Origin of the sequence: Streptomyces sp. NPDC048462, from assembly GCF_043200175.1 — a bacterium.
Lineage (GTDB): Bacteria > Actinomycetota > Actinomycetes > Streptomycetales > Streptomycetaceae > Streptomyces.
On record NZ_JBICXG010000044.1, the window covers coordinates 17,269 to 41,147 of the forward strand.

The following is a 23,879-nucleotide window of genomic DNA, read 5'->3' on the forward strand; positions in this document are numbered from 1 at the left end:
AACAGGGATCGGGAATCGGGGGAGTGGGGAACAGTGGACGAGAACCTGCGGCTGCCCGGCCCGCTGGTCGGCACCGACTGGCTGGCCGAGCGGCTGGGCGCACCCGGACTGCTGGTGTTCGACGCCTCGGTCGGCGTGCACCGGGACGCCGGACAGCGGATTCCGGGAGCGCGGCCCTTCGACATCGACGGTGCGCTCAGCGATCACTCGGTGCCGCTGCCCCATGCGATGCCGGACGCTGCCCGGTTCACCGACGAGCTGCGCGCCCTGGGCCTGCGCACCGGTGACACCGTCGTCGTCTACGACGGGGCGGGCGTCTACTCCAGTCCCCGCGCCCGGTGGATGCTCCGTGCGATGGGCTTCGACCGGGTGACCGTGCTCGACGGCGGGCTGCCCGGCTGGGTGGCCGCCGCGCTGCCGCTGGAGGGCGGTGCGCCCGGGGCGGCGGAGCGAGGTGACTTCACGGCCGTACCGCGCCCGGGGCTGTTCGTCGGCGCCGAGGAGGTGGTGGCCGCGCTCGCGGACCCGGCGGCCGCCGTGTTCGACGCCAGGGCCCGGGAACGCTTTCTCGGCACGGCCCCCGAACCGCGTGCGGGGCTGCGCGGCGGCCATATGCCGGGGGCGGTCAGCCTGCCCTTCGGTGAGGTCCTGCGCGGGGGCCGGATGCGCCCGGCGGCCGAACTGCGCGCCGTGTTCGGCGCCCTGGCCGGCGACCGCGCACGGCTGTACCTCAGCTGCGGATCGGGGGTCACCGCCTGCGTCCTGGCGCTGGGGGCGGAGCTGGCCGGATACTCCGGGCCGGCGGTGTACGACGGCTCCTGGAGCGAGTGGGGGCTGCCGTCGCAAGGGCGCCCCGTCGTGACGGGACCCGTGACGGGACCCGGGAGCGGCTGACCGGCCGGCGCCGCGGGGTACGGGTACGCCGCGGGGCGCCTTCCGGCACCCCGCGGGCGTCGCCGTCAGCCCACGTACGCCCCGCTCGCCGTCAGCCGCAGTGCCGTGTCGATCAGCGGCACGTGGCTGAAGGCCTGCGGGAAGTTCCCCACCTGGCGCTGCAGCCGGGAGTCCCACTCCTCGGCCAGCAGGCCCAGGTCATTGCGCAGGGACAGCAGCCGTTCGAAGAGCTGGCGGGCCTCGTCGACCCGGCCGATCATCGCCAGGTCGTCGGCCAGCCAGAACGAGCACGCCAGGAACGCGCCCTCGTCGCCCTCCAGACCGTCCACACCGGCGTCGCCGCCCGTGGTGGGGTAGCGGAGCACGAAGCCGTCCTCGGTGGACAGTTCCCGCTGGATCGCCTCGATCGTGCCGATGACCCGCTTGTCGTCGGGCGGCAGGAAGCCCATCTGGGGGATCAGCAGCAGGGAGGCGTCCAGCTCCTTCGACCCGTAGGACTGGGTGAAGGTGTTGCGCTCCTTGTCGTAGCCGCGTTCGCAGACGTCGCGGTGGATGTCGTCGCGCAGCTCGCGCCACTTCTCCAGCGGCCCGTCCGCGTCCCCGGCCTCGATCAGCTTGATCGTCCGGTCGACCGCCACCCAGGCCATCACCTTGGAGTGCACGAAGTGGCGGCGCGGCCCGCGCACCTCCCAGATGCCCTCGTCCGGCTCCTCCCAGTGCTTCTCCAGGTACTCGATCAGCTTGAGCTGGAGGCCGGTGGCGTAGTCGTTGCGGGTCAGCCCGGTCATGTGCGCCAGGTGCAGCGCCTCGGTGACCTCGCCGTACACGTCCAGCTGGAGCTGGCCCGCGGCGCCGTTGCCGACCCGGACCGGGCCGGAGCTCTCGTAACCAGGCAGCCACTCGAGCTCGGCCTCGCCCAGCTCCCGCTCGCCCGCGATCCCGTACATGATCTGCAGGTTCTCCGGGTCGCCCGCGACCGCCCGCAGCAGCCACTCGCGCCAGGCTCGGGCCTCCTCGCGGTAGCCGGTGCGCAGCAGCGAGGACAGGGTGATCGCGGCGTCGCGCAGCCAGGTGTAGCGGTAGTCCCAGTTGCGGGAGCCGCCGATGTCCTCGGGCAGCGAGGTGGTGGGTGCGGCGACGATGCCCCCGGTCGGGGCGTACGTCAGGGCCTTCAGCGTGATCAGCGAGCGGACCACCGCCTCGCGGTAGGGCCCGTGGTACGTGCACTGCTCGACCCACTCGCGCCAGAAGTCCGCGGTCGCCTCCAGCGAACCCTCCGGGTCCGGGAGCGCGGGCGGCTCGCGGTGCGAGGGCTGCCAGCTGATCGTGAACGCGATCCGGTCACCGGGGGCGACGGTGAAGTCGGAGTACGTCGTCAGGTTCTCGCCGAACGTGTCGGCGGAGGTGTCCAGCCAGACCGAGTCCGGTCCGGCGACGGCGACCGTGCGCCCGTCCACCTTGTGCACCCACGGGGTGACCCGCCCGTAGCTGAACCGCATGCGCAGCTCGGAGCGCATCGGCACCCGGCCGCTGACTCCCTCCACGATCCGGATCAGCTGCGGTGCGCCGTCACGCGGCGGCATGAAATCGGTCACCCGGACCGTGCCGCGCGGCGTGTCCCACTCCGATTCCAGGATGAGTGAGTCCCCGCGGTAGCGGCGGCGGTCGGCCGAGGGCGGTTCCGCGCCCTCGGCACGGGCCGGCCCGAGGCGCCAGAAGCCATGCTCCTCGGTGCCCAGAAGTCCCGCGAAGACGGCGTGTGAATCGAAGCGTGGGAGGCACAGCCAGTCGGCTGTTCCGTCCCGGCAGACCAGGGCTGCGGTCTGCATGTCTCCGATGAGTGCGTAATCCTCGATGCGCCCGGCCACGTGCGTCTCCAGTCGAACGGCCATGTCGCCCCGTAGGGCGCTTACTGCGGGTCAAGAGGTCGTTGCTAGGTGTTGAGGTGGGGGAACCTGCGAGCTCAATACCTCGCCCGGAACGAGTGTCCGAGCAGGATACGACGCACCTGGGTGATCCGCGCGACGGTCCCGGCAAGAGAGATGAGCCGAACGGGTGGGGCGTGAGGGAGCTGAGGGGATCGTGTGTGAGGACTGTGCCGGGAGTGGCCGGAAGCAGGCTCCCCCCGTCGCTGTTACCCTGGTAGCCCGTGGACCGGTGGTCGTCTGGCGACAGCAGACGAGGCCCCCGAACCGCAGCGACGGCGCCTCCGGAATCTCCGGACGGCAAAGCCGGTACGCACCTCACGATCGCGACCACGGGAGCCCCCTTTGGCTATGCAGCCCACATCCACGACGACCAAGCACATCTTCGTCACCGGGGGTGTCGCCTCTTCCCTCGGCAAGGGTCTGACTGCCTCCAGCCTCGGTGCCCTGCTCAAGGCGCGCGGCCTTCGGGTCACCATGCAGAAGCTCGACCCGTACCTGAACGTCGACCCGGGCACGATGAACCCCTTCCAGCACGGTGAGGTGTTCGTCACCAACGACGGCGCCGAGACCGACCTGGACATCGGGCACTACGAGCGCTTCCTCGACGTCGACCTCGACGGCTCGGCCAACGTCACAACCGGCCAGGTGTACTCGCAGGTCATCGCCAAGGAGCGGCGCGGCGAGTACCTCGGCGACACGGTCCAGGTGATCCCGCACATCACCAACGAGATCAAGCACCGCATCCGCCGCATGGCCACCGACGACGTGGACGTCGTCATCACGGAGGTCGGCGGAACGGTCGGCGACATCGAGTCGCTGCCCTTCCTCGAGACCGTCCGTCAGGTCCGCCACGAGGTCGGCCGGGACAACGTCTTCGTCGTGCACATCTCGCTGCTGCCCTACATCGGCCCGTCCGGCGAGCTCAAGACCAAGCCGACCCAGCACTCCGTGGCGGCGCTGCGCAACATCGGTATCCAGCCGGACGCGATCGTGCTGCGTGCCGACCGCGAGGTGCCGACCGCGATCAAGCGCAAGATCTCGCTGATGTGCGACGTCGACGAGGCCGCCGTGGTGGCCTGCCCGGACGCCAAGTCGATCTACGACATCCCCAAGGTGCTGCACTCCGAGGGCCTGGACGCCTACGTCGTGCGCAAGCTCGACCTGCCGTTCCGGGACGTCGACTGGACCACCTGGGGGGATCTGCTGGACCGCGTCCACAACCCCGACCACGAGGTCACCGTCGCGCTGGTCGGCAAGTACATCGACCTGCCCGACGCCTACCTCTCGGTCACCGAGGCCATCCGGGCCGGCGGCTTCGCCAACAAGGCCCGCGTCAAGGTCAAGTGGGTCGCGTCCGACGACTGCAAGACCCCGGCGGGTGCCAAGCAGCAGCTCGGTGACGTCGACGCCATCTGCATCCCCGGCGGCTTCGGCGAGCGCGGCGTCATCGGCAAGGTCGGCGCCATCCAGTACGCCCGTGAGAACAAGGTGCCGCTGCTCGGCCTCTGCCTGGGCCTCCAGTGCATCGTGATCGAGGCCGCGCGCAACCTCGCGGAGATCCCCGACGCCAACTCCACCGAGTTCGACGCCGCCACCTCCCACCCCGTCATCTCGACGATGGAGGAGCAGCTGGCGTACGTCGAGGGCGCGGGCGACCTGGGCGGCACCATGCGCCTCGGCCTCTACCCGGCGAAGCTCGCCGAGGGCTCGCTCGTCCGTGAGGCGTACGACGACCTGCCGTACGTGGAGGAGCGCCACCGCCACCGCTACGAGGTCAACAACACCTACCGCGCGGAGCTGGAGAAGAAGGCCGGCCTGGTCTTCTCCGGCACCTCCCCGGACAACAAGCTCGTCGAGTACGTCGAGTACCCGCGCGAGGTCCACCCCTACCTGGTCGCCACCCAGGCGCACCCGGAGCTCCGCTCCCGCCCGACCCGCCCGCACCCGCTGTTCGCGGGCCTGGTGAAGGCGGCCGTGGCACGCCGGGCGGGCGCGGCGGCCGAGGGCACGCCGGGCAAGTAACGGCACCCCCGCAGGCGTTACGGTTGACCGGGGTACGCGTCCTTCGAGGACGGGTACCCCGGTCACTGCTTTTTGTGGGAGGACGTAGATGTGTTTCCAGGACACGCCCGAGGAATGGCCGGTCACCGCGACCGAGACCCCGTTCCGGGGAAAGAAGACCAGCGTCCGCACCGATGACGTCGCGATGCCGGACGGCTCCGTCGTGCGCCGCGACTACCAGGTCCACCCGGGCTCGGTCGCCGTGCTCGCACTCGACGACGCGGGCCGCGTCCTGGTGCTGCGCCAGTACCGCCACCCGGTCCGCCACAAGCTCTGGGAGATCCCGGCCGGACTGCTCGACATCCCGGGTGAGAACCCGCTGCACGCCGCGCAGCGCGAGCTCTACGAGGAGGCGTACGTCAAGGCCGAGGACTGGCGGGTGCTGACCGACGTCTACACCACGCCGGGCGGCTGCGACGAAGCCGTACGGATCTTCCTCGCCCGGAACATCTCCGAGGCGGACGGCGAGCGCTTCGAGGTCTCCGAGGAGGAGGCCGACATGGAGCAGGCCCGGGTGCCGCTCCAGGAGCTCGTCCGGGGCGTGCTCGCCGGCGACCTGCACAACAGCTGCCTGGTGGTGGGCGTGATGTCGCTCGCCGCGGTGCTCGCGGGTGACGGGGTCGACTCGTTGCGGCCCGCCGAGGCGCCCTGGCCCGCCCGGCCGTTCGAGGCCTGACGGGCCGTCGCGGACCCGGCACGTCACCCGGTCGGAAAAAACGCTGATCCGATCGGGGGATGTGCCCGCCGCGCTCCACCGGATTCGCCCACCCGCCTGAACTACGCTCGGAATGCCCTGACCGGAGTCCCGGCGGGCGACGCGTGCAGCGAAGTGGAGCGTGGCCCGTGACGGATCAGGCGGTGCACACCAGCGACCCGGCCGAGGCTGCGGGGACCGAGGAGCCGGCCACCGTCGAGCCATCTCAGTTCTTCGGCCGAGAGCGCGAGTTGAAGGAACTCCGGGCCGACATCGAGCGGGCCGGACTGGACACCATGGCCGGCCGCAAGAGCGGCCGCGCCCGGGTCCTGCTGATCGCCGGACGCCCCGGTTCCGGCCGCACCGCACTGGCCGGCGAACTCACCCGGCGACTGCTCGCCACCGGCGACTACCCCGACGGCCTGTTCCGCGTCCGGCTCACCGAACCCGGCGGCGCCCCGGTCCCCACCGAACGCGCCGCCAGGGACCTCCTCGGCCGGCTCGGCGTGGTGGGACCGCCCGGCGCGGACGAGGACGAGCTCTCCGAGATGGTGCGCGAGGCCCTCGCCGTGCGCCGGGCCCTCCTCCTGATCGACGACGCACCCGACGCCGAACAGGTCGACCCGCTGCTCCCGGACAACCCGGACTGCCTGGTCGTCGCCACCGCGCAGGGCCCGCTGACCGGTATCCCCGGCGTCCGGCCCTGCACGATCGGCGGACTGGAGGCCGGGCCGGCGGTCCAGCTGCTCGCCCGCACCATCGGACAGGTCCGCATCACCGTCGATCCCCGGACCGCCGAGACGCTGGCCGAGGAGTGCGGCGGCCAGCCCGCCGCACTGGTGATGGTCGGCGGCTGGCTGGCCGCGCACCCCACGGCCTCGGTGGCCGACGTCACCAAGCGACTGCGGGAACTGCCGGACGAGGCCGAGCAGTCCACCGGCGCCCGGCCGCTGGCCCGCGCCTTCCGGCTGGTCCATGACTCGCTCGCGCCGACCGCGGCCCGGATACTGCGACTGCTCATCCTCGCCCCTGCCGGACTGGCCGACGCCCAGACCGCCTCCGCGCTGGCCGGCTGCTCCGTATCGGCCGCCCAGACCACGCTCGACGACTTCGTCCGCCTCGGTGTGCTGCGGAGGGACGAGGCGGACGGGCCGCAGTACGAGGTGCCCGGCTGCCTGGCCCCGCTGCTGCGGGCACTGCTGGAGGACCGGGACCGCCCGGCCGAGATCCAGCTCGCGCGGGCGAGGATGCTGGAGCGGACGGTGCGCCTGCTCCAGTCCTGCCGGGCGGTCACCGAACCCGAGGGCTCACCGGCCCGGCGCAGGCTCGCCGGCCTGCCGCGCTCGCTGCGCTTCCCCGGCCCCGAGGCCGCCGCCGAATGGCTGCGGATCCGCCGTCCGGCCCTGCTCGCCTCCGCCCGGATCGCCGTGCAGGACGGTGAACTCGACACGCTGGCAAGGCGGTTGGTGGCCGCACTGGTGCGGGCGCTGGCAGTGCACGAGGGCACCGAGGCGGCCGCGCCCGAGCTGTACGGGCTGCACGCTCTGGTGCTGTCCGTCGCGGAGCGCCGCGAACTGCCCCGCGAGCGGGCGGCCGCCCTGCTCAACCTCGCCGACCTGGACGCCGGGACCGGCCGGACCCGGGAGGCGCTGGCCCGCTACCGGGCCGCGCTGGATGCCGGACGGGCCGCGAAGGACCCGTACGCCACCGGCCGCGCGATGGAATCCGTGGGCGGCGCCTACGCCGAGCTGGGCGACTTCCACCGGGCCTCGGACTGGTACGGGCGGGCGCTCGCCCAGCGGCTCACCCAGGGCGAGAAGGCCGACGAGGCGCGGCTTTACGGGCGCCTAGGCACCGTCCACACCTACGCGGGCCGGTACGGCGAGGCGCTGCGGAACTGGCGCGCGGCCGCGGCCGGCTACCGCAGGCTCGGCGACCTGCCCGCCCAGGCGCGGGCGCTCAGCGAGGTCGCCCGGGTCCAGGAGTACGCGGGCCGTCCGCAGGAGTCCCTGCAGACCTGCCGGGAGGCGGTGCAGTGGGCGCGGCAGGCCAAGGACGTGAGGCTGCAGGCCGCCCTTGAGCTGCGGCTGGCCGACACGCTGGACCGGCTCGGCGACCCCGCAGCTGCGGGTCTGCACCGGGGTACGGCCGACAGATTGCTGGGTGAGGAGAGCGCAGCCTACGAAATCCGTAGTGCGACGACGGAAAATTAATGCTTTGTAAGGCTAGACAGCGGGAAGCCCTTCATTAGACTGGCTCTGCCGCGGGTCTTCGCGGTGTCTCCATTTACGCTGCGTCTATCCGGGTATGTATTGCTATGCCCGGCTAACCCTCTGAGCCAAGGACCGTGATCGACGTGAAGGTCGGCATCCCCCGCGAAGTCAAGAACAACGAGTTCCGCGTGGCGATCACGCCTGCCGGTGTGCACGAGCTCGTCCGGCACGGCCATCAGGTCGTCGTCGAGGAGAACGCCGGGGCCGGCTCCTCCATCACGGACGAGGAGTACGTCGCCGCCGGCGCGCGGATCCTGCCCACCGCCGACGAGGTCTGGGCCACCGCCGACCTGCTGCTGAAGGTCAAGGAGCCGGTCGCCGAGGAGTACCACCGCCTCCGCAAGGGACAGACCCTCTTCACGTACCTGCACCTCGCCGCCTCCCGCGCGTGCACGGACGCGCTGCTGGAGTCCGGCACCACCGCCATCGCCTACGAGACCGTCGAGACCGCGAACCGCGCGCTGCCGCTGCTCGCCCCGATGTCCGAGGTCGCGGGCCGGCTGGCCCCGCAGGTCGGCGCGTACCACCTGATGCGTTCGGTCGGCGGCCGCGGTGTGCTGCCCGGCGGCGTCCCGGGCACGGCGGCCGGGCGGGCCGTCATCATCGGCGGCGGTGTCTCCGGCTGGAACGCCACGCAGATCGCCGTCGGTCTCGGCTTCCACGTCACGCTGCTCGACAGGGACATCAACAAGCTCCGCGAGGCCGACAGGATCTTCGGCACCAAGGTGCAGACGGTCGTCTCCAACGCCTTCGAACTGGAGAAGGCCGTCGTCGAGGCGGACCTGGTCGTCGGCGCCGTGCTCATCCCCGGAGCGAAGGCCCCGAAGCTGGTCACCAACGAGCTCGTCGCCAAGATGAAGCCCGGAAGTGTACTTGTCGACATTGCAATTGATCAGGGTGGTTGCTTCGAGGACTCCCACCCGACGACGCACGCCGAGCCGACCTTCATGGTTCACGACTCGGTCTTCTACTGCGTCGCCAACATGCCCGGCGCGGTGCCGAACACCTCGACCTATGCCCTCACCAACGCGACGCTTCCCTACATCGTGGAGCTCGCCAACCGGGGCTGGGCCGAGGCGCTGCGCCGTGACGCCGCACTCGCCAAGGGGCTCAACACCCATGACGGGCAGGTCGTTTACCGTGAGGTGGCCGAGGCGCACGGCCTCGACCACGTCGAACTGAGCGCGCTTCTCGGCTGAGGGTCAACCCCCTCCGTCAACCTCGCGCACCCGGCCGGACCTTGCCGAGCAAGGTCCGGCCGGACGCATGCCGGGCCCTTGCCGGACCCCGCGCAACTCGCCTCGAACGTAACCCTTTAACCGATTCGTGCACCCGTGAAGAGTGTGCCCGGAGGGCTGCGTGCCCTTGACAGCGGGGTGTTCGATTGCCGACACATCGGGCCGGGTCCGGCGGATTGTGTTGCTGCGGACCGGTGACACGCCATAGAGTCGCCAATCGTCGGCATGGTGCCACGCTGACCTATCGATAAGTTTCCTGGTCACGTCCAAGGAGGTAAGACGACTTGTGAATGAGTCGACATTTACTCCCGGGGGTGTTCAACCAGGGATGCCTGCACGGGGCCAGAGCCCGAACGGGCTGGAGGCTGTCGGCTCCGTCGCTGTCCGCACCTTCGCCACCCACCAGCACATGACGACAGCCCCCCAGATGATGGACGGCCTACACGTGAACGCCATGGCCGGCAACGAGAGTGGCCGGGACACCGCCCACTTCGCCGACTTCGACGAGGCGCCCCAGGGGCGCTTCTACGACCCCGACGCCGAGTACGAGCCCGATCCGGAGTACGCGGCCACGCTCGCGCCCGACGCAGCCCGCCAGCGCCGTGAGCGAGTCGGCCCGACCGGCCGGCCCCTGCCCTACTTCCCGATCCCGGGCCCGCTGACCGATCACGGCCCCGCGAAGATCATCGCGATGTGCAACCAGAAGGGCGGCGTCGGCAAGACCACGTCGACCATCAATCTGGGTGCCGCGCTCGCGGAGTACGGCCGGCGCGTCCTGCTCGTCGACTTCGACCCGCAGGGAGCCCTGTCCGTCGGCCTCGGCGTGAACCCGATGGAGCTCGACCTCACCGTCTACAACCTGCTCATGGAGCGGGGCATGGCGGCCGACGAGGTCCTCCTGAAGACCGCCGTGCCCAACATGGACCTGCTGCCGAGCAACATCGACCTGTCGGCCGCCGAGGTCCAGCTGGTCAGCGAGGTCGCCCGGGAGTCCACCCTGCAGCGCGCCCTGAAGCCGCTGATGGCCGACTACGACTACATCGTGATCGACTGCCAGCCCTCGCTGGGCCTGCTCACCGTGAACGCCCTGACCGCCGCGCACAAGGTGATAGTGCCGCTCGAGTGCGAGTTCTTCGCGCTGCGAGGTGTGGCGCTGCTCACCGAGACCATCGAGAAGGTCCAGGAGCGGCTCAACCCGGAGCTGGAGCTCGACGGCATCCTCGCCACCATGTACGACTCCCGTACGGTGCACAGCCGCGAGGTCCTCGCGCGCGTCGTCGAGGCCTTCGACGACCACGTCTACCACACGGTCATCGGGCGCACGGTCCGCTTCCCGGAGACCACGGTCGCCGGTGAGCCCATCACCACCTACGCCTCCAACTCGGTCGGTGCCGCCGCCTATCGCCAGCTCGCCAGGGAGGTGCTCGCCCGGTGTCACGCCGAGTGAGTCTGCCGGGGGCCGACGAACTGTTCCGTACCACCGGGGGGATGGGGCTGCAGTCCTCGTCCCCCGCGGAACGGCGGCGCAAGGCGAACGGCGAGGCCGGCCGCGTGCCCGCACCGGCCGGCGAGAGCGATGCCGGGGCCGACGCCCGGGCGACCGGCCCGGAGGAACCGGCGACCGCCCCCTCCGCCCAGGAGGAGCACTCCGCGGCCAGGGCCGACGCGGGTGACTCGCGCAGCCGGGGCGGTGAGAACGACCGGATGGCGGTGGCCGCGCAGGCGGGGCGCCGCCCGCAGCAGCCGTCCTCGCAGGAACCGGTTCCGGCGCCGGTCGTCCAGCAGCAGCGCAGACGCGGTGGCGGGCGCGGCGCGAACCGCCGGCCCAGCGGCCGGGAGCGCCACGACGAGAAGATCACGGTCTACGTCTCCGCCGAGGAGCTGATGGACCTGGAACACGCGCGGCTGGTGCTGCGCGGCGAGCACGGGCTGGCCATCGACCGGGGCAGGATCGTCCGTGAGGCGGTCGCCGTCGTCCTGGCCGACCTGGAGTCCCGGGGCGACGCGAGCATCCTCGTACGGCGGCTGCGCGGCCGCTGACGGGCCCGGCGCGGGTAGCCTGCCGCCAGGGCCCTGCCGGCCCGACGGCGGGCCGCCGTCCGCCCTCCGTGTCCCGCCGCACTCTGGATCTTCATGCCCTCACCCGACGAGCCCGCCCGCGCCTCCCGCCGCCCACTGGGCCGCGGGCCGGGCGCCGGGCCCCCGGAGACCGCTGAAGCGCCGCAGGCCCCGGAGACGGCCGAGGCGCCGGAGTCTCAGCAGACCCCGGAGACCGCTGAAGCGCCGCAGGCCGCCGAAGCCCCGCAGGTCCGGGACGACGCCCCCGCGCCCGTCCACGCACCCGCGCCCGATGACGGTCGCTTCACCGTTCGGCTGGCGAACTTCGAGGGGCCCTTCGATCTGCTGCTCCAGCTCATCTCCAAGCACAAGCTGGATGTGACCGAGGTCGCACTGTCCAAGGTCACCGACGAGTTCATGATCTACATCCGGGCCATGGGGCCGGACTGGGACCTGGACCAGACCACGGAGTTCCTCGTCGTCGCGGCGACCCTCCTGGACCTCAAGGCGGCCCGGCTGCTGCCCACCGCCGAGGTGGAGGACGAGGGGGACCTGGCGCTGCTCGAAGCCAGGGACCTGCTCTTCGCGAGGCTGCTGCAGTACCGCGCGTACAAGCGCATCGCGGAGATCTTCAGCGACCGCCTCGAATCGGAGGGCCGCCGCTTCCCCCGTACCGTCGGACTGGAACCGCACCACGCGGAGCTGCTGCCCGACGTCGTGATCAGCATCGGCGCCGAGGGCTTCGCCAGGCTGGCCGTGAAGGCGATGCAGCCCAGGCCCCGGCCGCAGGTCTACATCGATCACATCCACGCCCCGCTGGTCAGCGTGCGCGAGCAGGCCGGGATCGTGATGGCCCGGCTGCGGGAGGCGGGGGAGATGAGCTTCCGGGAGCTGGCCGGGGACGCCCCGGACACCCTCACCGTCGTCGCCCGGTTCCTCGCGCTGCTGGAGCTCTACCGGGAGAAGGCCGTCACCCTGGACCAGGACGAGGCGCTGGGGGAGCTCATGGTGCGCTGGGCCGGGGAGCAGGGGGCCGAGCCCGTGGTCACGGACGAGTTCGACCGGGAGGCGGCGGACATGCGGGACGAGCGGCAGGACGTGAAGGCATGAGTGAGCAGGACGTCACCGGATCCGCCGTCGCCGGCCTCGATCTGAAACCGGCCCTGGAGGCCGTGCTCATGGTCGTCGACGAGCCGGCCACCGAGGAACACCTGGCCAAGGTGCTGGAGCGGCCCCGGCGGGCCGTCGCGGACGCGCTGCGGGAGCTGGCCGACGAGTACACCGTGCAGCGCCGCGGCTTCGACCTGCGGCTGGTCGCCGGCGGCTGGCGTTTCTACACCCGGCCGCAGTACGCGGCGGCGGTCGAGGGCTTCGTCCTGGACGGCCAGCACGCCCGTCTCACCCAGGCGGCGCTGGAGACCCTCGCGGTGGTCGCCTACCGCCGGCCGGTGAGCCGTTCCAGGGTCTCCGCGGTGCGCGGCGTGAACTGTGACGGGGTCATGCGGACCCTGCTCCAGAGGGGCCTGGTCGAGGAAGCGGGCGCGGAACCCGAAACAGGTGCGATCCTGTACAGGACGACGAACTACTTTCTGGAGCGAATGGGCCTGCGTGGCCTGGACGAGCTCCCGGAGCTCGCGCCCTTCCTCCCGGAGGCGGACGCGATCGAGGCTGAGACGCTAGAGGGTGTGCCGTCGTTCGATCCGGACGCACCGGACACCCCGGATACTCACGCACACGACAAGACGGAATTTTGATGCGAAGCAGTGGCAGGAACAGCGGAAGCGGCAGCGGCGGCGGCAGGAGCGGTGGCGCCGGCGGAGGCGCGGGCCGGAGCGGCGGCGGCTCCCGGAGCGGCGGTGCCGGCGGAGGCGCGGGCCGGAGCGGGGCCAGGAACAACATGGGCACCGGCCGGAACACCAACCCCAGCCCCCGGGTCTCCGGCTCCGAGCGCGAGGACAAGCAGGACCAGCGTCCCCGCCGGCCCCGCCCCGAGGAGCGCCGCTACGACGTGGGCAACGACAAGCCGGGCGGTGACGGCGGTACCCGCAAGGGTCGCGGCGCATCCGCCCGCGGCGGCGCCAAGGGCGGCCCGAAGGCGGCGTCCAGCGGCTCGAAGAGCGGCGGCCGGCGTGCCCCGCACGGCGCCCCGGCCCGTCCGCGCGAGCTCGACGCCAAGATCGAGCAGCGCAACCGCGACAGGTACGCGAACAAGCCCGAGATCAGCACGCCCAAGACGCACCCCGGCGCCGAGCAGGAGGGCGAGCGGCTGCAGAAGGTCCTCGCCAGGGCCGGCATGGGTTCGCGCCGCGCGTGCGAGGAGCTGATCGAGCAGTCCCGCGTCGAGGTGAACGGCGAGATCGTCGTCGAGCAGGGCATGCGCGTCGACGTCCACCACGACGAGATCAAGGTCGACGGCCTGACCGTCGCCACCCAGTCGTACCTCTTCTTCGCGCTGAACAAGCCGGCCGGTGTCGTCTCCTCCATGGAGGACCCGGACGGACGCCAGTGCCTCGGCGACTACGTCACCAACCGTGAGACGCGGCTCTTCCACGTCGGCCGGCTGGACACCGAGACCGAGGGCATCATCATGCTCACCAACCACGGCGAGCTGGCCCACCGTCTCACCCACCCCAAGTACGGCGTGAAGAAGACGTACCTGGCCGCCATCCAGGGCCCGCTCCCGCGCGACCTGGGCAAGCGGCTCAAGGACGGCATCCAGCTGGAGGACGGGTACGCCCGCGCCGACCACTTCCGCGTCGTCGAGAACACCGGCAAGAACTACCTGGTCGAGGTGACCCTCCACGAGGGCCGCAAGCACATCGTCCGCCGGATGCTGGCCGAGGCCGGCTTCCCGGTCGAGCGGCTCGTGCGGACGTCGTTCGGCCCGATCCCGCTGGGCGACCAGAAGTCGGGCTGGCTGCGCCGGCTCACCAACACCGAAGTGGGCATGCTGATGCGCGAGGTCGGTCTGTAGACCGCCCGCCCCCACCGCTCACGGCCCGCGGCCGGTTCCTGGGTTCCGAATTTCGGACAGGAACCGGCCGCGGGTCTTTTGCTACCTGCGTTCGACCTTTATAGTCAGAATGACTATTAAGGAGGCGGGTGTGAGTCTCGCGGACGTCCTCGATCCCCTGCGGCAGCCCCTGGTGACGGTCCTGGACACCCCGGTCAGCTGGACCGAGGTGCTGGGTTTCGGCAGTGGAGCGCTGTGTGTCTGGCTCGTGGCCCGCCAGCACCTCGCCAACTGGCCGGTCGGCATCGCCAACAACCTCTTCTTCATCCTGCTGTTCGCCCAGTCCGGCCTGTACGCCGACGCCGGGCTCCAGATCGTCTTCATCGCCCTTGCCGCGTACGGCTGGTGGACCTGGACCCACGGGGGTGGATCAGGGACGGACAGCCTGCCGGTGCGGAGCACCACCCGCACCGAGTGGGCCCTGCTGCTCGCGGCGGGGGTGGTGGGGACCCTCGCGCTGACCGTCCTGCTGGACCGGGCCACCGACTCCACGGTGCCCTTCTGGGACGCGCTGACGACCGCGCTGTCCCTCGCCGCGACGTATGGGCAGTGCCGCAAGCTCGTCGAGTCGTGGTGGCTGTGGATCGCCGCCGACGTGGTCTACATCCCGCTCTACGCGTACAAGGAGCTCTACCTCACCTCGCTGCTGTACGTCGGCTTCCTGACGCTGTGCCTGATCGGTCTGCGCAACTGGCGGCGCGATCTCACCGTCCGGCAGCGGGAGTTCGTGGAGGCCGCGGCATGAAACGCTTCGCGCACGGCCTGGTCCTCGGCAAGTTCTACCCGCCGCACGCCGGCCACCACCATCTCGTCCGCACCGCGCAGGACCGCTGCGAGCGGCTGACCGTGCTGGTCTGCGCCGCCTCGGTGGAATCCGTCCCGCTCGCCGACCGGGTCGCCTGGATGCGCGAGGTGCACCCGGACGTGACGGTGGTGGGCGCCGTCGACGACACCCGGATGGATCTCCACGACCCGGCGATCTGGGACGCCCACATGGCGGTTTTCACCTCGGCCGTGCCCGAGCCGGTGGACGCCGTCTTCACCTCGGAGTCGTACGGGGACGAGCTCGCCCGCCGCTTCGGCGCCGAGCCCGTCAGCGTCGACCCCGGCCGTACGGTCTTCCCGGTCTCCGGTACGGCGGTGCGCGAGGACCCGGCGCGCTGCTGGGACTTCCTCGAACCGCCGGTGCGGGCCGCGCTGACCCGCCGGATCGTCGTCCTGGGCGCCGAGTCCACCGGCACCACCACCCTGGCCCGCGCCCTCGCCGCCCACTACCGCCGGCGCGGCGGTGTCTGGGCGCTCACCGGGTACGTCGCCGAGTACGGGCGCGAGTTCAGCGAACAGAAGCTGGCCGCGCTGCGCTCCCGTTGGCCCCACGCCCAGTGGGAGGACGTCACCTTCACCACCGACGACTTCCCGCTGATAGCCGAGGCCCAGAACACCCGGGAGGAGGCGGTCGCCCGCACCGGATCCCCGGTGCTCGTCTGCGACACCGACTCCTTCGCCACCACCGTCTGGCACGAGCGCTACGTCGGCGGCCGCAACCCGCTCGTCGAGCGCACCGCCGACCGCGTAGCCCATCACCTGTGGCTGCTGACCGACCACGACGGCGTCGCCTTCGAGGACGACGGGCTGCGCGACGGCGAGGAGCTGCGGCCCTGGATGACCGACCGTTTCCGAGCCGAACTCACCCGTACAGGAAGGAATTTCATCGAGGTCACCGGAAGCCGGCAGGAGCGCCTGGCCACGGCCGTCGAGGCGGTCGACGCCCTGCTTGCCAGGGGCTGGCACTTCGCCGACCCGCTCCCGGAGCGGCGATGACCGCCGCCGCGCCCGAGGGCTACGACCCGCACGCGTTCGAACCGTTCGCCGTCACCGTCGACCTGGCGGTCTTCACGGTCCGCGAGAGCCGGCTGCACGTCCTGCTCGTCGAGCGGGGCGAGGACCCTTACAAGGGCCGGTGGGCGCTGCCCGGCGGCTTCGTCCTGCCCCGCGAGTCCGCCGGGAACGCGGCCCGCCGGGAGCTGGCCGAGGAGACCGGGCTGAGCGAGGACACCGTCTCGGCCCTCCACCTGGAACAGCTGGCGACGTACAGCGACCCGGACCGCGACCCGAGGATGCGGGTCGTCTCCGTCGCCTACGCCGCGCTGGTACCGGATCTGCCCGAACCGCGCGGCGGCGGCGACGCTGCGGGCGCCGGGTGGTGGGACACCGCAGAGCCCGGCGCACTCGCCTTCGACCACGACCGCATCCTCGCCGACGCCCGGATCAGGATCGGCGCCAAACTCGAATACACCTGTCTGGCCACAGCGTTCTGCCCGCCCGAATTCACCCTGGGAGAGCTCCAGCAGGTGTACGAGACGGTCTGGGGCGTCGAGCTGGACCGGCCCAACTTCCGGCGCAAGGTCCTCACCACGCCCGGCTTCGTCCAGGCAGCCGAGGGGTCACCGCGCCGTACCGGCGGACGGGGAAAGCCGGCCGCCCTCTACCGGGCGGGCGCCGCGACCGCCCTGCACCCCCCACTGCTGCGACCGGAAGGAAGAAGCACGTGATCGTGACCAGGACCATCACCAAACAGGCCGCCACCGGCGCGCTGACCGGGCTCGCGCTCGGCGACGCGCTGGGCTTCCCGACCGAGTTCAACAACGTCCCCTCGATCCTCGCCAAGTGCGGGCCGTGGCGCCAGATGCGGCTGCCGAGGCCCGCGATCGTCAGCGACGACACCCAGCTGACCCTGGCCCTGGGGCGCGGCATCCGCGCCGCCACGGACCGCGGACTGCTCACCCCGCTGCGGCTGGTGCGTACGGTGCGCGAGGAGTTCGTCGACTGGTACCACTCGCCCGACAACAACCGCGCCCCCGGCCGCACCTGCATGACCGCCTGCCGGATGCTCGACAGCGACCGCGTCTGGCAGGAGGCCAGCCAGACCGGCTCCAAGGGCTGCGGTGCCAACATGCGGGTCGCGCCCGTGGGACTCGTACCCGGACTCAGCGACGAACAGCGCGCCGGAGCGGCCCAGCTGCAGGCGGCCCTCACCCACGGACACCCCACCGCGCTCGCCGCCTCCGATCTGATGGCCCGCGCGGTCCACCTGCTGGCCCAGGGCGCCGAACCGGTCGGGCTGATCGGGCAGCTGCGCAGCTACGCCTACGAGAACAGCGGCAACTACCACACCCGCTGGCTCGGGGACCTCTGGCGCTACGCAGGCGACTCCTCGCCCGAGCTCTACATCCAGCGGGGCTGGGACGAGTGCCTCGCCGCCCTGGCCCGCGTCCAGGACGCCCTGCGCGACCCGTCCCCGGAGACCGACCCCTGCGAGAGGACCGGCGACGGCTGGATCGCCGAGGAGGCCCTGGCGACTGCCCTGCACTGCTTCCTGCTCTTCCCCGGCGAACCGGTCACCGCCCTTCGCCGAGCCGCCTGCACCCGGGGCGACTCGGACTCGCTCGGCTGCCTGACCGGCGCACTCGCGGGGGCCCACACGGGCTCGGGGGCCTGGCCCAAGGAGTGGTCGGAACGGATCGAGTACCGGAGCGACCTGCTGTCCCTGGCGGCCCTCTGGGACTCTTGAGCGATGAACACGGACATGACGCGTCTCAGTGAAGCCGGGCTGCCGGTCACCGACCTCGGCCCGGTCGTCGCCGGGGAACGCCACCCGCTGCTGTTCGCCACGGTCTCCGGAGCGCATCTGTACGGGTTCCCCTCCAAGGACTCGGATGTGGACCTGCGGGGGGTCCACCTCCTGCCCGCGGCGGACCTCCTCGGCCTGCGCGAGCCCGAGGAGACCCGCTCACGGATGTGGGACCAGGACGGTGTGGAGATGGATCTCGTCACCCATGACCTGCGTGAGACCGGCCGGCAATTGGGGGGTGGGTGAAGGAGCGGGTCTGGGTGCGTGCAGTTGCAAGGCGGAGGACTGAGACATGGCGGAGCCATGGTGATTGACGACAACGCCGCAGATGTGCGTGCCCAGACCCGCGACGCTGCCTCCCAATTGCCGGCCGGTCTTTGTTCGTCCGGCTGATGCTGAAGCCGAACGGCGGAGGCGGCCGCGGACGTCGAGTCGCTGCACGGGGTGCTGGACGCGGCGCAGGCGGCCACGGCCCTTCCGGACGCGCCGGGCGGGACCGACGCGCTGCACGAACTGGTGGTGCGGGCGCGGCTCGGCGCGGTCTCAGCCCGCTGAACCGCCGGCGGGCGGTGACGCGGCCAGGGCCGAGGCCCGCCGGGCGCGGATCAGGAAGTCCTCGATCCGCGCCCGGTCCGGCTCGGCCGGCAGCGGGGACGCGGCGGCCGCCGCCTCGTTCTCCTCGGCCAGCCCGGCCATGCGCCGCTCCACCTCGGGCCAGGGCACCTCGCCCCGCCTGACGGCCAGCAGTCCCTCGCGGCCCTCGCCCACCCCGATCGTGAGCTCGCCCGTACGCAGCAGGTCCCGGCAGCTCGCCAGCAGCCGCAGCAGGTGCATGGCGTGCTTCCAGCGCGGCGCCCCGTGCTGCCGTACGTCCGCGTCCAGCTTCCTGCGCTGGCCCAGCGCGTAGCGGACGAAGGTGCCGTGGGCCTGCCGGGACAGGAACGCGCCGCGCAGCGACAGGAGCTCGCGGCCGGTCGCGTCGGCCCGCTCCACCAGCGGCGAGTGCAGGCACTCCAGCACATTGGGATTGGCCCGCAGCGCCAGTTCGCAGAAGCGTTCCAGCTCCCAGGAGAACTGTTCGTCGGCCGGTCCCTCGACATGGGCCGGCGGCTTGTCGAACCGCCAGAACAACGGGGTCGGCGCCAGGAACACACCGCGCCGGTCGGTGTCGCTGCCGTCCGTGGCGAGCCCGAAGGCGCGCGAACCCATCACACAGGAGTAGACGGTGTGGTCGCGCACCAGCGCCTCGTCGGACGGAGTGATCATGCGGGGGAGGGTACGCGAGAGCCGGAGCGGGCCGCCCCGGGACCCGGCGCCACCTGCGCGTCTCACGGACAGGGCGGCCCGGCGCGGGACCCTGCCACCCCTCTACGCTTGAAACAGCCGTAACACAGGCGCACGGAGCGGTACGGACAAGCAAGGAGTACGACGTGGCGGTACGAGCGGTCCGCGGAGCCGTCCAGCTGGAGCGGGACGAGGCCGGGCACATGGGCGAGCAGGTCGGTGCTCTCCTCAAGGCCGTCCTGGAGCGCAACAGCCTCGTCCCGGACGACCTGATCAGCATCTGGTTCACGGCCACCACGGACCTGCACAGCGACTTCCCGGCCGCCGCCGCGCGCGGGATCGGTATCGTCGACGTACCGCTGATCTGCGCCCAGGAGCTGGACATCGAGGGATCGATGCCCCGGGTGGTCCGGATCCTCGTCCACATCGAGACCTATCTCCCCAAGTCGGAGATCGCCCACGTATACCTCGGCGCCACCGCCGCCCTGCGCAAGGACATCGCCCAGTGAGAAGCGCCGCTGTCATCGGAACAGGCCTCGTCGGCACCTCCGCCGCCCTCGCCCTCGCCGGGCGCGGCATCAAGGTGCACCTCGTCGACCACGACCCGGAGTCGGCCCGGACGGCGGCCGCGCTCGGCGCGGGCACCGACGAGGCGCCGGAGGGACCGGTCGACCTGGCGATCGTGGCCGTGCCGCCGGCGCACACCGCCTCGGTGCTCGCCACCGCCATGCGCAGCGGGGTCGCCCGCGGCTACCTCGACGTGGCCAGCGTCAAGGGCGGCCCGCGCCGCGAGCTGGAGGCGCTGGGCGTCGACCTCGCCCCGTACATCGGCACGCACCCCATGGCGGGCAAGGAGCGCTCCGGTCCGCTCGCCGCCACCGCCGACCTCTTCGAGGGCCGCCCCTGGGTCCTCACCCCGACCCGCGACACCGACACCGAGGTCCTCAACCTCGCCCTGGAACTGGTCGCGCTCTGCCGGGCCGTGCCGGTCGTCATGGACGCCGACGCCCACGACCGGGCCGTCGCGCTCGTCTCCCACACCCCGCAGCTGATCTCGTCGATGGTCGCCGCCCGGCTCGAGGACGCCGACGAGACCGCGGTACGCCTCTGCGGGCAGGGCATCAGGGACGTCACCAGGATCGCCGCGTCCGATCCCCGGATGTGGGTGGACATCCTCTCCGCCAACCCCGGACCGGTCGCAGACGTCCTCGCCGGGGTCGCCGCCGACCTGGCGGAGACCGTCACCGCGCTGCGCGGGCTCCAGTCCGCCGACGAGGACGAGCGCCGCGCGGGCACCGAGGGCATCCAGGACGTCCTGCGCCGCGGCAACGCCGGCCGGGTCAGGGTCCCCGGCAAGCACGGCGCGGCCCCCGCCTCCTACGAGGTCGTGGCCGTCCTGATCAGCGACCGGCCGGGCGAGCTGGCCGGGATCTTCGCCGACGCGGGCCGGGCCGGGGTCAACGTCGAGGACGTACGGATCGAGCACGCCACCGGCCAGCAGGCCGGTCTCGTGCAGCTCATGGTCGAGCCGAGCGCCGCCCCCGGCCTCGGCGCCGCCCTGCGCGAGCGCGGCTGGTCGCTCCGGCAGTAGCCCTTGGGAGACGGGCCCCGCGGGCACTTGTCCACAGGGGTGGTCGGACCCGCGCCCGCACTCGGTAACCTTGTGCGGGGCGGGTTCGCGCGTCCCGTCCCGCCCACCCCCGTGTACCAGGAAGGTGTCCACCACCGTGGAAACCGTAAGCGCCGCCGCCCGGACCGCCCCGGCCGCAGTGATCGTCGCCATCGACGGGCCCTCCGGCACCGGCAAGTCCAGCACGTCCAAGGCCGTCGCCACGCAGCTCGGCCTGAGCTATCTGGACACCGGTGCCCAGTACCGGGCGATCACCTGGTGGATGCTGAACAACGGCATCGACGTGCACGACGCGCTGGAGGTGGCCACCGCGGCCGCCAAGCCCGTCATCGTCTCCGGCACCGACCCCACCGGCCCGACGATCACCGTCGACGGCGAGGACGCCTCCGGCCCGATCCGTACCCAGGAGGTCACCTCCAAGGTCAGCGCCGTCAGCGCCGTCCCCGAGGTGCGCACCCTGATCACCGAGCTGCAGCGCACGATCGCCGAGGGCGCGGAGAAGGGCATCGTGGTCGAGGGCCGGGACATCGGCACGACCGTGCTGCCCGACGCCGACATCAAGATCTTCCTGACCGCCTCGCCGGAGGCGCGCGCCGCCCGCCGCAGCGGAGAGGTGCAGGGCTCCGATCTCGCCGCCACCAAGGAAGCGCTGATCAAGCGGGACGCCGCGGACTCCGGCCGCAAGACCTCTCCGCTCGCCAAGGCGGCCGACGCCGTGGAGGTGGACACCACCGAGCTGACCCTCAAGCAGGTCATCGAGTGCGTCGTCACCCTCGTCGGGGAGAAGCAGGCGGCGAAGTGAGCCCAGCCACGGGCGCACCCACGCTGCGCGGAGCGGCGGTCGGGCGTTCCATCGGGATCGGGCTGATGTACGGGCTGTTCAGGCCCCGTGTGCTCGGTGCGTGGCGGGTCCCCGCCTCGGGACCCGTCATACTCGCGGTGAACCACTCGCACAACGTCGACGGTCCGATGCTGATGGGCACCGCGCCCCGGCCCGTCCACTTCCTGATCAAGAAAGAGGCGTTCGTCGGCCCCCTGGACCCGTTCCTGCGTGGAATCGGTCAGCTGAAGGTGGACCGTACGATCGCCGACCGCACCGCCATCACCCACGCCCTCGGCGTGCTGGGGGACGGCGGAGTGCTCGGGATCTTCCCCGAGGGCACCAGGGGCGAAGGAGACTTCGCCTCGCTGCGCGCCGGGCTCGCGTACTTCGCGGTACGCAGCGGGGCGCCGATCGTGCCCGTGGCGGTCCTGGGAAGCACCGGGCGTCGCGGACGGCTGATATCGGCGCTGCCGCCGCTGCGCAGCCGCGTCGATGTCGTCTTCGGCGAGGCTTTCGACGCGGGCGACGGCAGCGGACGGCGGACGCGCAAGGCGCTCGACGAGGCGACGGTGCGGATCCAGGGACGGCTGACCGGCCACCTGGAGCAGGCCAGGCGCCTCACCGGGCGCACCGAGTAAGACTTGAGTAGTGGACCGCGTGCTGCGTGGTCCATCGATGATGATGCAAAGAGGAACGGACTTCATGAACGACCAGATTCACTCCGGCGGCTCGGACCACGAGCACGGAGCGCTTGGCGATGCCGAGTACGCGGAGTTCATGGAGCTCGCCGCGCAGGAGGGGTTCGACCCCGAGGACGTCGAGGGTGCGATCGGGGAGGCCGGTCACGGACCGCTGCCCGCTCTCGCCGTCGTCGGCCGCCCCAACGTCGGCAAGTCGACACTGGTGAACCGGATCATCGGCCGTCGTGAGGCCGTGGTCCAGGACAAGCCGGGCGTCACGCGTGACCGCGTCAGCTACGAGGCCGAATGGGCCGGCCGCCGCTTCAAGGTCGTCGACACCGGCGGCTGGGAGCAGGACGTGCTGGGGCTGGACGCCTCCGTCGCCGCCCAGGCCGAGTACGCGATCGAGATGGCCGACGCGGTCGTCTTCGTGGTCGACTCCACCGTCGGCGCCACCGACACCGACGAGGCGGTCGTCAAGCTGCTCCGCCGCTCCGGCAAGCCCGTCGTGCTCTGCGCCAACAAGGTGGACGGACAGAGCGGCGAGGCGGACGCCACCGCGCTCTGGTCGCTCGGCCTCGGCCAGCCGCACCCGGTCTCCTCGCTGCACGGCCGCGGCACCGGCGACATGCTCGACGCCGTCCTGGAGGCGCTTCCCGAGGCACCGGCCCAGTCGTTCGGCACGGCGGTCGGCGGCCCGCGCCGCATCGCGCTGATCGGCCGCCCGAACGTCGGCAAGTCCTCGCTGCTGAACAAGGTGGCCAACGAGGACCGTGTCGTCGTCAACGAACTGGCCGGCACCACGCGTGACCCGGTCGACGAGCTGATCAACCTCGGCGGCATCACCTGGAAGTTCATCGACACCGCCGGCATCCGGCGCCGCGTCCACCTGCAGGAGGGCGCGGACTACTACGCCTCGCTGCGTACCGCGGCCGCCGTGGAGAAGGCCGAGGTCGCCGTGATCCTGATCGACTCCAGCGAGTCGATCAGCGTCCAGGACCAGCGCATCGTCACCATGGCCGTCGAGGCCGGGCGCGCGATCGTCGTGGCCTTCAACAAGTGGGACACCCTGGACGAGGAGCGCCGCTACTACCTGGAGCGCGAGATCGAGACGGAGCTCGCGCAGGTCGCGTGGGCCCCGCGGGTCAACGTCTCGGCCCTCACCGGCCGCCACATGGAGAAGCTGGTCCCGGCGATCGAGACCGCGCTGGACGGCTGGGAGACCCGTGTTCCCACGGGCCGCCTGAACGCGTTCCTCGGCGAGATCGTCGCCTCCCACCCGCACCCGATCCGTGGCGGCAAGCAGCCCCGTATCCTCTTCGGCACCCAGGCGGGCACCAAGCCGCCGCGCTTCGTGCTCTTCGCCTCGGGCTTCCTGGAGCACGGCTACCGGCGCTTCGTCGAGCGCCGGCTGCGCGAGGAGTTCGGCTTCGAGGGCACCCCGATCCACATCTCGGTGCGCGTCCGCGAGAAGCGCGGCCGCAACAAGTAGCCGGCCGGGCGGTGCGGCCCCGGCGCGCGAGCGCCCCGGCCGTACGCCGCCGGGCCCACCGGACACGACAGAGCCCCGGACCACTCGGCGGATTCTTGGGGTCCTCGCAACACCTGATGGCTTATGTGGCCGTCAGTAGATCACGCAGGCGCTCGGCTGGGGTTTTCCAGCCGAGCGTTT

At 71.8% G+C, this 23,879-nt stretch carries 21 protein-coding genes and 1 pseudogene; 20 read left to right on the forward strand and 2 right to left on the reverse strand.

Translation table 11 applies throughout. The features are described from left to right. The first annotated feature begins 33 nt into the window (after positions 1-33). A complete protein-coding gene (locus ACGFU6_RS37555) occupies positions 34-894 on the forward strand; it encodes a sulfurtransferase (protein WP_393617051.1) in 861 nt (286 codons plus the stop codon). Positions 895-959: 65 nt separating this feature from the next. Here ACGFU6_RS37555 and ACGFU6_RS37560 read toward each other — a convergent pair whose 3' ends face one another. Further along, positions 960-2,762, reverse strand: a complete 1,803-nt coding sequence (locus tag ACGFU6_RS37560; RefSeq protein ID WP_393617069.1) for a glycoside hydrolase family 15 protein — start codon at positions 2,760-2,762, stop codon at positions 960-962. Positions 2,763-3,170: 408 nt separating this feature from the next. Between ACGFU6_RS37560 and ACGFU6_RS37565 the strand changes: the two genes are divergently transcribed. The 14 genes and pseudogenes from ACGFU6_RS37565 to ACGFU6_RS37630 form a co-directional block, all read left to right on the forward strand. Beyond that, entirely contained in the window at positions 3,171-4,844 is a 1,674-nt protein-coding gene (locus ACGFU6_RS37565) for a CTP synthase (RefSeq protein WP_393617052.1), read from the forward strand. An 88-nt stretch (positions 4,845-4,932) separates the two neighbouring features. Then, a complete protein-coding gene (locus ACGFU6_RS37570; RefSeq protein ID WP_393617053.1) occupies positions 4,933-5,559 on the forward strand; it encodes an NUDIX domain-containing protein in 627 nt (208 codons plus the stop codon). Between the two features lie 167 nt (positions 5,560-5,726). Continuing rightward, entirely contained in the window at positions 5,727-7,790 is a 2,064-nt protein-coding gene (locus ACGFU6_RS37575; protein ID WP_393617054.1) for a tetratricopeptide repeat protein, read from the forward strand. A gap of 143 nt (positions 7,791-7,933) precedes the next feature. Further along, positions 7,934-9,049 (forward strand): alanine dehydrogenase, encoded by a 1,116-nt coding sequence (gene ald / locus ACGFU6_RS37580; protein WP_393617070.1) that lies wholly within the window; start codon positions 7,934-7,936, stop codon positions 9,047-9,049. A gap of 367 nt (positions 9,050-9,416) precedes the next feature. Beyond that, complete coding sequence (locus ACGFU6_RS37585) at positions 9,417-10,535, forward strand: ParA family protein (protein ID WP_123468964.1); 1,119 nt, start codon at positions 9,417-9,419, stop codon at positions 10,533-10,535. Then, the gene (locus tag ACGFU6_RS37590) at positions 10,532-11,128 is read left to right on the forward strand and encodes a hypothetical protein (protein WP_393617071.1); all 597 of its coding nucleotides are present in this window, start codon (positions 10,532-10,534) and stop codon (positions 11,126-11,128) included. The genes ACGFU6_RS37585 and ACGFU6_RS37590 overlap by 4 nt, the downstream gene beginning before the upstream one ends. 93 nt (positions 11,129-11,221) lie before the next feature. Further along, the gene (locus ACGFU6_RS37595; RefSeq protein ID WP_393617055.1) at positions 11,222-12,256 is read left to right on the forward strand and encodes a segregation and condensation protein A; all 1,035 of its coding nucleotides are present in this window, start codon (positions 11,222-11,224) and stop codon (positions 12,254-12,256) included. Next, complete coding sequence (gene scpB, locus ACGFU6_RS37600; protein WP_393617056.1) at positions 12,253-12,900, forward strand: SMC-Scp complex subunit ScpB; 648 nt, start codon at positions 12,253-12,255, stop codon at positions 12,898-12,900. Before ACGFU6_RS37595 ends, scpB begins: the two co-directional genes overlap by 4 nt. After that, complete coding sequence (locus tag ACGFU6_RS37605; protein WP_393617057.1) at positions 12,900-14,120, forward strand: pseudouridine synthase; 1,221 nt, start codon at positions 12,900-12,902, stop codon at positions 14,118-14,120. Before scpB ends, ACGFU6_RS37605 begins: the two co-directional genes overlap by 1 nt. 130 nt (positions 14,121-14,250) lie before the next feature. Then, positions 14,251-14,904 (forward strand): nicotinamide riboside transporter PnuC, encoded by a 654-nt coding sequence (gene pnuC, locus ACGFU6_RS37610; protein ID WP_393617058.1) that lies wholly within the window; start codon positions 14,251-14,253, stop codon positions 14,902-14,904. Continuing rightward, positions 14,901-15,980 (forward strand): AAA family ATPase, encoded by a 1,080-nt coding sequence (locus tag ACGFU6_RS37615; RefSeq protein WP_393617059.1) that lies wholly within the window; start codon positions 14,901-14,903, stop codon positions 15,978-15,980. Before pnuC ends, ACGFU6_RS37615 begins: the two co-directional genes overlap by 4 nt. Beyond that, positions 15,977-16,711: an NUDIX domain-containing protein gene (locus tag ACGFU6_RS37620; RefSeq protein WP_393617060.1), complete on the forward strand. Its 735-nt coding sequence runs from the start codon at positions 15,977-15,979 to the stop codon at positions 16,709-16,711. The genes ACGFU6_RS37615 and ACGFU6_RS37620 overlap by 4 nt, the downstream gene beginning before the upstream one ends. Beyond that, a complete protein-coding gene (locus tag ACGFU6_RS37625; RefSeq protein WP_393617061.1) occupies positions 16,708-17,730 on the forward strand; it encodes an ADP-ribosylglycohydrolase family protein in 1,023 nt (340 codons plus the stop codon). Before ACGFU6_RS37620 ends, ACGFU6_RS37625 begins: the two co-directional genes overlap by 4 nt. Positions 17,731-17,745: 15 nt before the next feature. Next, a pseudogene (locus tag ACGFU6_RS37630) lies at positions 17,746-18,006 on the forward strand (DNA polymerase beta superfamily protein); the annotation flags it as partial. Positions 18,007-18,333: 327 nt separating this feature from the next. Here the strand turns inward: ACGFU6_RS37630 and ACGFU6_RS37635 are convergent. Next, positions 18,334-19,056, reverse strand: a complete 723-nt coding sequence (locus ACGFU6_RS37635) for a DNA polymerase beta superfamily protein (RefSeq protein WP_393617062.1) — start codon at positions 19,054-19,056, stop codon at positions 18,334-18,336. Between the two features lie 164 nt (positions 19,057-19,220). On the opposite strand from ACGFU6_RS37635, the gene aroH reads away from it, so the two are divergent. The 5 genes from aroH (at position 19,221) to der (ending at position 23,699) form a co-directional block, all read left to right on the forward strand. Then, positions 19,221-19,583, forward strand: a complete 363-nt coding sequence (gene aroH, locus ACGFU6_RS37640) for a chorismate mutase (protein ID WP_393617063.1) — start codon at positions 19,221-19,223, stop codon at positions 19,581-19,583. Further along, positions 19,580-20,665, forward strand: a complete 1,086-nt coding sequence (locus ACGFU6_RS37645) for a prephenate dehydrogenase (RefSeq protein WP_393617064.1) — start codon at positions 19,580-19,582, stop codon at positions 20,663-20,665. The genes aroH and ACGFU6_RS37645 overlap by 4 nt, the downstream gene beginning before the upstream one ends. Positions 20,666-20,789: 124 nt before the next feature. Then, a complete protein-coding gene (cmk, locus tag ACGFU6_RS37650; protein ID WP_393617065.1) occupies positions 20,790-21,506 on the forward strand; it encodes a (d)CMP kinase in 717 nt (238 codons plus the stop codon). After that, positions 21,503-22,165 (forward strand): lysophospholipid acyltransferase family protein, encoded by a 663-nt coding sequence (locus ACGFU6_RS37655; RefSeq protein WP_393617066.1) that lies wholly within the window; start codon positions 21,503-21,505, stop codon positions 22,163-22,165. Before cmk ends, ACGFU6_RS37655 begins: the two co-directional genes overlap by 4 nt. Before the next feature lie 64 nt (positions 22,166-22,229). Further along, complete coding sequence (gene der, locus ACGFU6_RS37660) at positions 22,230-23,699, forward strand: ribosome biogenesis GTPase Der (RefSeq protein WP_393617067.1); 1,470 nt, start codon at positions 22,230-22,232, stop codon at positions 23,697-23,699. Positions 23,700-23,879 lie beyond the last annotated feature (180 nt).

What these genes read in the sequence shown, in the direction of transcription:
- ACGFU6_RS37565 (WP_393617052.1), top strand. Translation starts at nt 3,171, where the DNA reads ATGCAGCCCACATCCACGACGACCAAGCACATCTTCGTCACCGGGGGT.
- ACGFU6_RS37570 (WP_393617053.1), top strand. Translation starts at nt 4,933, where the DNA reads ATGTGTTTCCAGGACACGCCCGAGGAATGGCCGGTCACCGCGACCGAG.
- ACGFU6_RS37585 (WP_123468964.1), top strand. Translation starts at nt 9,417, where the DNA reads ATGCCTGCACGGGGCCAGAGCCCGAACGGGCTGGAGGCTGTCGGCTCC.
- ACGFU6_RS37595 (WP_393617055.1), top strand. Translation starts at nt 11,222, where the DNA reads ATGCCCTCACCCGACGAGCCCGCCCGCGCCTCCCGCCGCCCACTGGGC.
- scpB (WP_393617056.1), top strand. Translation starts at nt 12,253, where the DNA reads ATGAGTGAGCAGGACGTCACCGGATCCGCCGTCGCCGGCCTCGATCTG.
- ACGFU6_RS37605 (WP_393617057.1), top strand. Translation starts at nt 12,900, where the DNA reads ATGCGAAGCAGTGGCAGGAACAGCGGAAGCGGCAGCGGCGGCGGCAGG.
- ACGFU6_RS37615 (WP_393617059.1), top strand. Translation starts at nt 14,901, where the DNA reads ATGAAACGCTTCGCGCACGGCCTGGTCCTCGGCAAGTTCTACCCGCCG.
- ACGFU6_RS37620 (WP_393617060.1), top strand. Translation starts at nt 15,977, where the DNA reads ATGACCGCCGCCGCGCCCGAGGGCTACGACCCGCACGCGTTCGAACCG.
- ACGFU6_RS37635 (WP_393617062.1), bottom strand. Translation starts at nt 19,056, where the DNA reads ATGATCACTCCGTCCGACGAGGCGCTGGTGCGCGACCACACCGTCTAC.
- der (WP_393617067.1), top strand. Translation starts at nt 22,230, where the DNA reads ATGAACGACCAGATTCACTCCGGCGGCTCGGACCACGAGCACGGAGCG.